Source organism: Streptomyces sp. NPDC041200, from assembly GCF_055591805.1.
The window spans coordinates 1-2,325 of sequence record NZ_JBVIZF010000122.1; the positions used below are offsets into that span (position 1 = coordinate 1).

Genomic DNA, 2,325 nt, shown 5'->3' on the forward strand with positions numbered 1-2,325 from the left:
GGAGGTGGTTGCTCGTCTGCAGGAGTGGGATGGCCGGGTTGAGATCGGGGCGGTCAACAGCCCGTCCTCAGTGGCCATCACCGCTGACACCGAAGCCCTCGACGAAGCCATCGAGACTCTGGAGGACCAGGGCGTCCGCGTGCGCCGCATCGCGATCGACTACGCCTCGCACTCCCGGCACGTCGGGGCTGTCCAGGAGACCCTGAACGAGGCCTTCGCTGACATCCGCAGCCAAGCTCCTACCGTGCCATTCCTCTCCACTGTCACCGGCGAGTGGATCCGCGAGGCGGGTGCCCTGGACGGCAGTTACTGGTATCGGAACCTGCGCGGCCAGGTCCGCTTCGGCCCCGCGATCGCTGACCTGCTGGCCGACGACCACACCGTGTTCGTGGAGTCCAGCGCGCACCCCGTCCTGGTCCAGCCGATCAGTGAGATCGTGGCCAGCGCCGAGGCAGACGCCGTCGTGACCGGCTCCCTGCGCCGTCACGAGGGAGGTCCGCGCCGCCTGTTCACCTCGATGGCCGACCTCTTCGTCCGAGGCATTCACGTCGACTGGAGCGGTGTCCTCGCGGCCGGAGCCGATGCCCGCCGCGTCGACCTTCCGACGTACGCCTTCGATCACAAGAACTACTGGATGGAGCTGGCGGGTACCGCCAACGATGTCGCCTCGCTCGGCTTGTCGGGGGCTGACCATCCGTTGCTGGGTGCGGTGGTTCCGGTGCCGGAGACGAGCGGTGTGTTGTGTACGTCGCGGTTGTCGCTTCGTACGCATCCGTGGCTTGCGGATCACGCTGTGGGCGGTGTCGTGATTGTCCCTGGCACTGCTTTGGTGGAGTTGGTGGTGCGTGCGGGTGACGAGGTGGGCTGCGGCACGTTGGAGGAATTGGTCATCGAGGCGCCGCTTGTCGTACCCGCGCAAGGGAGTATGCGCGTTCAGGTCGCGGTGGGGGGCCCTGAGGAGAACGGCGCGCGTTCGGTGGCCGTGTACTCGGCTCGTGATGACGGCGGTCGCGGCACCGGTATCGATGGTTGGACCCGTCACGCTGCCGGCACCCTCACGGCAGCCACTGTCCCCGCTGCTGGTTTCGATTTCACGGTGTGGCCGCCGGTCGGTGCGGAGCGTGTGTCGTTCGACGCCGTCGGGTTCTATGAGGAGATGGCGGGCCGCGGCTACGTGTACGGTCCGGCGTTTCAGGGGTTGCGTGGGGTGTGGCGGCGGGGCGAGGAGGTGTTCGCCGAGGTCGCTCTGCCGGACGAGCAGCGTGGTGAGGCGAGCCGTTTCGGGTTGCACCCGGCGTTGCTCGACGCTGCCCTGCAGAGCGGGTTCGTCCGGCCGGCCGATGCCGGGGTGGGTATGCGTGTGCCGTTCGCTTGGAACGGGCTGCGCCTGCATGCTGCGGGTGCCTCGGAGTTGCGGGTGCGGACGGTGCCGTCCGGGCCGGACGCGGTGTCGTTGCAGGCGGCTGATGGGGCCGGCGGTCCGGTGCTGAGTATGGAGTCGCTGGTTGCCCGGGCGGTGGACGTGGAGCAGTTGGATCGGATGGCGACTGATGACGGTCGCGACGCGCTGTTCGAGGTGGACTGGAGCGAACTGCCCGCGCCTGCTTCGAGCGTGGAGCCTCTGCCGTCGTGGGCGCTGGTGGCTTCGGCCGAGGACGTGACGGATCTGGCAGATGCCGCGGTGGTTCCCGCGTTAGCGGTTCTTCGCGCTGTTGGCGGTGACGGTGAGCACGACGCGCTCGCCCTGACCGTCAGGGTGCTGGAGGTCGTTCAGGCGTGGTTCGCTGCCGCGGGTCTGGCGGAGTCCCGGCTGGTGGTGGTCACACGGGGTGCGGTTCCGGTTGGTGGTGAGGGAGATGTCGCCGATCCTGCTGGTGCTGCGGTGTGGGGTCTGGTTCGGGCGGCTCAGGCCGAGAACCCGGACCGGATCGTCCTGCTCGATCTCGCTGCCGACGTCGATATGGGATCGGTTCTGCCTGCCGTATTGGCCGCCGATGAGCCGCAGGTCGCGGTCCGAGGCACCACGCTGTCCGTGCCGCGGCTCGTTCCTGCCGGTAAGCGGGCCTTGCAGATCCCTGAAGCGGGCGAGTGGCGCTTGGGGGTGGGTACTACCAGTGTGGGCACGCTCGACAGCCTTTCCCTGCTGCCGGAGCCCCGTGTGACGACGCCGCTGGCCGCGGGCCAGGTACGCGTCGGCCTGCGAGCGCTGGGCCTCAACTTCCGCGACGTCCTTATCGCGTTGGGGATGTATCCAGGCGCGGCCGAGCTGGGTGGTGAGGGCGCCGGTGTCGTCCTGGAGGTCGGCGAGGGCGTTACGGGTCTGGC

1 protein-coding gene is annotated in these 2,325 nt (G+C 68.7%); it reads left to right on the plus strand.

What is annotated here, in order from left to right:
• Window positions 1-2,325 (plus strand): acyltransferase domain-containing protein (locus tag ACZ6CL_RS42895; protein WP_468946999.1); only part of this gene is annotated, 2,325 nt, incomplete at both ends.